Origin of the sequence: Streptomyces sp. NPDC059524 (assembly GCF_042749255.1) — a bacterium.
Taxonomy (GTDB): domain Bacteria; phylum Actinomycetota; class Actinomycetes; order Streptomycetales; family Streptomycetaceae; genus Streptomyces; species Streptomyces xanthii.
Genome location: NZ_JBHYTK010000011.1, coordinates 76,324 through 80,494 on the forward strand (window position 1 = coordinate 76,324; position 4,171 = coordinate 80,494).

Genomic DNA, 4,171 nt, shown 5'->3' on the forward strand with positions numbered 1-4,171 from the left:
TCTACAACATTCACCTCCCCCGGCCCCCGCCCCGGGGCCGCCCCGCGGCCCCCCCGCCGGCGCCGGGGCGCCCCCACCCCGGGGGCCCCCGCCGCCGCCGGGTCGGCCACTACCGGGGGGACCGATGATCACTCGTACCGGTACTTCAGGGAGTCCGCCTCCGCCTGCTCGACGTCGGCGATCGTCAGCTCCGGCATCCGCAGCTGCGCCAGGGTCACCTCGGCGGAGGTCGGCTGGGCATCGGCTGCCAGCCACTCCTCCGGCTTCCAGGCACCGCTGCGCAGGAGCGATTTGGGGCAGTGCGGGTAGACCTCCTCGATCCCCACGACGAGCGCGCTGGCCGGCGGCTTCCCGACGGCGGTCAGCTGCGACAGCAGCTCCGGACGGGTGGAGACGCACGCCCGGCCGTTCACCCTGAGCGTCGTGGTGCGTCCCGGGATGACGAACAGCAGCCCGGCCCGCCCGGTGGCGATCACGTTCTGCAGGGTGTCCAGACGCTTGTTGCCGGTCGCGTCCGGTATCGCCACCGTCCGCGCGTCCAGGACGGAGACGAATCCGGCCGGGCCGCCGCGCGGGGAGACGTCGCAGTTGCCCTCGGCGTCCGCACTGGCGACCAGGACCAGCGACGCACAGTGGATCAACTTCCGGGTCTGTTCCGTGAGTTCGGTCATCTGCTTGCGCACGGCCGCGTCGCTCGGGAGGGCATAGGCCCGGCGCAGGGTCTCCGGGTCGGACACGGCGTCGAGACGGAGCGAGTCGAAGGCGGTGAGGGCAAGAGGCGCAGGTGCTGTCATGGCTCCGGACCTTGAAAGGGCCGACCTGTTATCGATCTCGGTCGGCGAGGGCGAGGACATGGCGGGGCCACACGTGCCGACCCCGCGGGTCTTGACCGCCTGATCATCACATTCCGGCGAAACCCACAGCGTCAGCCGCCTTCGCGGTGACGGCTCATGACGACGGTGACGGGCCCCTCACCGGGCACCGCCTCGATGAGCCGCACGATGACGAGGTTCTTCCCGTCCGGGCTGCGGACACAGAAGGGGCGCTCGTCCGCCAGCTCGTCATAGGGCAGCTCGGTCACCGGCTCCCGCTCGATGCCCCGTACGCAGTCGGCGGGACTCAGCACGTATCCGGCGGCCACGAACGCGTCACTGTCCTCGGGCAGCACGAACTCGCCGTCGGCCACCTCCAGATACCAGTCCGCGGTCTCGGCCGGGACGACCTTCCCGGCCGAGAGGTCGAACTCGTAGTCGGGGTCGGGGGCGGTGAGTTCGGCGTCCTGGTAGTCGGGGACGTACACGGGCTCGGACGAGGACGAGGTCGAGGACGAGGACGAGACCGACGGGCGGGGCGAAGGGGTGCGGTGTCCATCAGAGGCCCCGGAGGCCCCGGAGGCACCCGAGGCGTCCGAGGCGTCGTGGCGGGCGCCTTCCCGGCGCTCCTGGACGTAGTACCCCGCACCTCCGAGGGCCACGAGAACAGCGGCGGCCACCAGTACGACGGCGAGCCCCCGCCGACCGCGGCGTGGCCGGCGCCGGGCGGGAGCGGACCGTTCGCCGCCGTCCGGGTCGGGCCCGGCGAGGGCCGTGGGTGTCGGCGTGACGACGGCGAGCGTCGGCTGGGCGTGAACCTGTTCCGGCCAGGACGCCCCGTCTTGTCCGAGCGGCTCGCCATGGGCCGCGATCTCGCTGCTGACCCCGCGCGGGAGCCAGCCGTCGGTGAACTCCGGGCGCCCGCCCACCGCGGGATGGGCGCGCACGGCGTCGATCAGCTCGCCCGGGACCGGCCGGTCCTCCGGGCGCTTGGCCAGACAGCACCGCAGCAGGTCGTAGAGGTCCGGCGGAACGCAGGAGAGGTCCGGCTCCTCGTGGACCACGCGGTACAGCGCCCCGGACTCGGGCCCGCCCCCGAAGGGCGGCACGCCCCCGGCCACGTACGCGGCGAGCGAGCCGAGAGCGAACACGTCGGTCGCCGAGGTGACCACAAGCCCCTGCGCCTGCTCGGGCGCCATGTAGGCGGCCGTGCCGATGCGCAGCCCGGTGCCGGTCAGGCCGCCGGCGTCGGCGGCGCGGGCGATGCCGAAGTCGATGACGCGAGGGCCGTCCTCGGCGACGAGCACGTTCGCGGGCTTGAGGTCGCGGTGCACGACCCCCGCCGCGTGGATGGCCTGCAGCGCCTCGGCCACCCCGGCCACGAGCAGCAGCACCGTGCGCGCCGGCAGCGGGCCGTGTCGCTCCACGACCTGCTGCAGGGAGGGCCCGGGTACGTAGGCGGTGGCGAGCCAGGGCGTGGGTGCGTCGACGCCCGAGTCGACCACCTGGGCGGTGAACAGGCCGTGGATGCGCCGGGCGCTCGCCACCTCGTCGGCGAAACGCCGGCGGAACTCCGGGTCGGCGGCGAACTCGCCCCGCACCGCCTTCAGGGCGATGGGCCGCCCGCCCGGCGTATGGGCCAGGTACACGATCCCCATGCCTCCGGCGCCGAGCCGGGCGCGCAGACGGTAGCCGCCGATCTCGCGAGGATCGTCGGCCGACAGGGGGACGTGGGCGAGCTGCGCCCCGGGAGGCTGAGCGGACATGCGGTGACTCTTTCGGCGAAGGGCGCGGCGGCCTGAGAGCCGCTTCGGAGAGCGATCGTGCCCGTTCCTGAAGTTTCAGTCAATCCCGCCGATGGGCCTTCCACTAGGCATGATGGATCACCTGATGCGCTCATTTTGGGCAATTAGGGCAGCGGGCACTCGCGACCGCCCTCTCATCTTTGACTGAATTTTCAGTCTGTGCCAGAGTCGAGCCACCGAACGGTTCTCTCCGCGTCCCGACCCGTGACGCTCGTCGTCCGTGGCGCGTCACTCACTCGCCACGCGAGCCGGGCGCCACTCCCCTCGGACGCATACGTTGACCCCACCACGATCGGAGCTCACCGTGCCTCCTCTCCTCCCCACCCGCCGCTCGGCCCTGCGCATGCTCGGCGGCATCGGCGCCGTCGTGCTCGGCGCCTCGGCCTGCGGCCCCGACGATCTGATGAGCACCGGCGACCAGGACACGGCGGACAAGGAGCTGCGCATGGGTGCCGAGTGGGAAAGTCACGCACGCACCTTCATGTCGTGGCCCGCCCTGGAGTCCGTATGGGGCGAGGACCTCCCGTACGTGCGCGAGGACATCGCGCGCATCGCCCGCTCCATCGCCGATTACGAGTACGTCGTGATGATGGCGCGGCCCGACCAGCAGAAGGCCGCCCAGAAGGCCTGCGGCCGCGACGTCGAGGTCATCCCCCTGGCCGTCGACGACCTGTGGGCCCGCGACACGGTGCCCGTCTTCGTGGAGGACGGCGGGAAGGTCACGGGCGTCGACTTCAACTTCAACGGCTGGGGCGACAAGCAGACCCACGCCAACGACGGCAAGGTGGGCCGCACGCTCCTGGCCGAGTACGACATCCCGCGCAGGAAGGCACCCCTGGTCGCGGAGGGCGGCTCCTTCGAGACCGACGGCGAGGGCACTCTCCTCATCACGGAGAGCTCGATCGTCAACGACAACCGCAATCCCGGAAAGAGCCGGGACCAGATCGAGGCCGAGCTCAAGAAGACCCTGGGCGTCAAGAAGGTCATCTGGCTGAAGGGCGTACGCGGCCAGGACATCACCGACGCCCACGTGGACAGCCTCGTACGCTTCACCGCGCCCGGCGTGGTCCTGCTCGACCAGGCGCACCCCGACACCCCCGCCGACTCCTGGTCCCGCGCCGCCGACCAGGCCAGGGCCGTGCTCAGCGAGGCGACCGACGCGAAGGGCCGGCCCTTCGAGATCATCGATCTGCCGCAGCCCGACCTGTACGAGATCACCGGCGAGGGCGACGACTTCGTGTCGACGTACGCCAACTTCTACGTCGCCAACGACTCGGTGTTCATCCCCAAGTTCGGTGACCGCAAGGCCGACAAGCGCGCCAGGAGCATCCTCCAGGAGCACTTCCCCAAGCGCGACATCGTGCAGGTCAACATCGACACCATCGCCTCCGGGGGCGGCGGCATCCACTGCTCCACGCACGACGAGCCCGGCAAGCCGGTCGACTGATCCGGAGAACAGCCCCGGGGCCGCGGGGGGCGGGCCTGTGCCCGGGCGCCCCCCCCCCCGCGGGGGGCCGGGAGAGGGTAGCCGTGTTGCGGCCCCGCCCCCCTGAC

The 4,171-nt window shown here is 71.9% G+C and carries 3 protein-coding genes; 1 reads left to right on the forward strand and 2 read right to left on the reverse strand.

Features of this window, described 5'->3' with window-relative positions; translation table 11 throughout:
* Positions 1 to 128: 128 nt before the first annotated feature.
* Positions 129 to 794 (reverse strand): MSMEG_1061 family FMN-dependent PPOX-type flavoprotein, encoded by a 666-nt coding sequence (locus ACFW9D_RS05345; RefSeq protein WP_384618027.1) that lies wholly within the window; start codon positions 792 to 794, stop codon positions 129 to 131.
* 131 nt (positions 795 to 925) lie between these two features.
* A complete protein-coding gene (locus ACFW9D_RS05350) occupies positions 926 to 2,578 on the reverse strand; it encodes a serine/threonine-protein kinase (protein ID WP_384618030.1) in 1,653 nt (550 codons plus the stop codon).
* 382 nt (positions 2,579 to 2,960) lie between these two features.
* On the opposite strand from ACFW9D_RS05350, the gene ACFW9D_RS05355 reads away from it, so the two are divergent.
* A complete protein-coding gene (locus tag ACFW9D_RS05355) occupies positions 2,961 to 4,064 on the forward strand; it encodes an agmatine/peptidylarginine deiminase (RefSeq protein WP_384618071.1) in 1,104 nt (367 codons plus the stop codon).
* Positions 4,065 to 4,171: the final 107 nt, after the last annotated feature.

Bases quoted from the DNA above. Each gene is read 5' to 3' on its own strand.
- ACFW9D_RS05345 (WP_384618027.1), bottom strand. From the start codon at position 794: ATGACAGCACCTGCGCCTCTTGCCCTCACCGCCTTCGACTCGCTCCGT.
- ACFW9D_RS05350 (WP_384618030.1), bottom strand. From the start codon at position 2,578: ATGTCCGCTCAGCCTCCCGGGGCGCAGCTCGCCCACGTCCCCCTGTCG.
- ACFW9D_RS05355 (WP_384618071.1), top strand. From the start codon at position 2,961: ATGCTCGGCGGCATCGGCGCCGTCGTGCTCGGCGCCTCGGCCTGCGGC.